This window comes from Dehalobacter sp. TeCB1 (assembly GCF_001707455.1).
Classification (GTDB): domain Bacteria; phylum Bacillota; class Desulfitobacteriia; order Desulfitobacteriales; family Syntrophobotulaceae; genus Dehalobacter; species Dehalobacter restrictus.
In genome coordinates this window covers 1-2,032 of the sequence record NZ_MCHF01000059.1, presented here as the reverse complement: position 1 = coordinate 2,032, position 2,032 = coordinate 1, and the positions used below count along the sequence as shown (strand labels likewise).

1 protein-coding gene is annotated in these 2,032 nt (G+C 42.3%); it reads right to left on the bottom strand.

Going from position 1 to position 2,032, the window contains the following annotated elements; all coding sequences use genetic code 11:
• Window positions 1–316: 316 nt before the first annotated feature.
• Window positions 317–1,921 carry an IS1182 family transposase gene (locus A7D23_RS13400; RefSeq protein ID WP_025205234.1) on the bottom strand — a complete coding sequence of 535 codons (1,605 nt, stop codon included), beginning with the start codon at window positions 1,919–1,921 and terminating at the stop codon, window positions 317–319.
• Between the last annotated feature and the right edge of the window lie 111 nt (window positions 1,922–2,032).

The window sequence follows — 2,032 nt, the reverse complement described above, 5'->3', positions numbered from 1 at the left end:
AAGGCGGTGTTGCAAAACTACAAATGTAGTGGGGCAATACCGCCTTCTCCAATAGTTAAATAAGTAGCCAGCAAAATCGTTATAGGTTTTAGCTGGCTTTTTTCATAACTGGATAGTCATAGGTATGACTAATAAGGCTCAAGAAGGCAGGGTGATGCAATGTCTACCCGCTTTCGGCAAGTTGCGCCCTCCGTGGCGCAAAAAGCCGCGCTGCGCAATCCATGCTCCGCTTATGCTGGTTAGACATTGCATCGCCTAATCTTTGGTCTTTGTAATCGATATGTCTTTGGAAGTAAGCATGTCTATCCCGCTAGTATCAAGCCGTCTTTAGCCGGTGAAGCGGTTTCCCAATGCGCTCATTCTGTATTTTAGCATGAAGCTTGTTGAAGTTATATCCAAAGCACAACAGCATAAACTCATTTTTCACACTTACTTTGCCGCGTGTTAAGAAACGATTGAAGTTGTAATCGTTCTTCAAGACCCCGAAGGCGCCTTCCGCCTGAATAGACCGATTTACCCTAAGTAAGATACCTTTTTCGGATGTAATATTCTCATAGGATACCTGGCGTTTCTCGATGAATTTCTTGGAAACCTGCATCCGTCGGTTTCCTTTGGACTTTGTACACTTCTCTCTCTTGAGACAGCCTTGGCAGTCCTCGCATTCATATACCGTTATTTCAGACCGATAACCGGTTGCTGACATTCTATTTGTGATTCCTGCAGGTTTAAGTTGCTTGCCGTTACTGCAGGTGTATTCGTCTTTTTCGGCATTGTAATCCATGTTTTCTCGTTTGCTGATATCATTTTTAAAACTTCTTTTCTTCCATTGCTCATACGTTTGCGGCTTGATGTAACAGGCCTGTCTTTGCTTCTCCAGATACAGATAGTTTTCTTCACTTTCATAGCCGGAGTCGGCAATGATGTTCTTGTACCGGTATTTTAAGCGGCCCTCCATCTCTTTTAAAAAGGGGATCAGCGTGTTTAAGTCGTTTCTGTCTTGAAAAATATTCATGCCCGTTATGTATTCGCCTTCGACTCCAATCTGAACATTGTAAGCCGGCTTTAGCTGGGCATTGCGCATATGGTCGTCTTTCATATGCATGAAGGTGGCATCCGTGTCTGTCTTGGAGTAGCTATTTCTGCCATTAAACAGAGCATTATGTTTATCGTATTCTGCCTGACGTAAGGAAAATTCTTTGATTTGTTCGGTATATCGCTGCAATTCTGTCTTCCGTTTGCCAATGCCATAAACAAATTCGATGTTTTCTTCTTTTTGCTTCTCCTCTAAATACATGACTATTCCCGCCAGATCACGGCACAGGCTATCTTTGTTGACGCTGAAATTTGTATGGTAGGTTTCATTAATTTTCTCCAGGCAACCTTGTATCTTAGTAAACATTTTGCTTTCATTTTTGCTCACTGCCTTCTTCCAAACGAAGGTATAACGATTGGCACTCGCTTCAATTTTTGTCCCGTCGATGAACAGATTTTCGAAGGCTACTTCGCCGATCTGATGCAGATAGATGACCATTTGATAAAATAATCCGTCGATGGCATCGACGAGATAGTCTTTTCGAAACCGGGCAATGGTCGAATGATCCGGGGTCGGATTTCCCCCCAAGAGCCACATGAAATTAATATCTCTTCGGCAGGCTTTCTCAATATTTCTGCTCGAATAGATATTGTTCATGTAAGCATAAGTCAGCACCTTGAATAGGATTTTTGGTTCGACTGCAGGTTTTCTTCCGGTAGAAGAGTATGCCTGATAGAGCTCTTTGTAGTTTAATCCCTCCAGTATGTGGCTGAGCAGTCGAACGGAGTCATCCTCCGGTATTAATACCTCAAAATTAAATGGTAAAACTAATTGATACCCATCATGATATTCTGTATAATTTTTGTTGTGTAATTTATTTAGTTGCATAACTAAATTATACAGTATTTGCGGGCTCTTTGAGCCCGCTTTTGCTATTTCTCACGCAATAAAAGTAGGGCTATTGCCCACGAACGGTTACGTTCGTTGTGCAACAGCCCC

Bases quoted from the DNA above. Each gene is read 5' to 3' on its own strand.
- A7D23_RS13400 (WP_025205234.1), bottom strand. From the start codon at position 1,921: ATGCAACTAAATAAATTACACAACAAAAATTATACAGAATATCATGAT.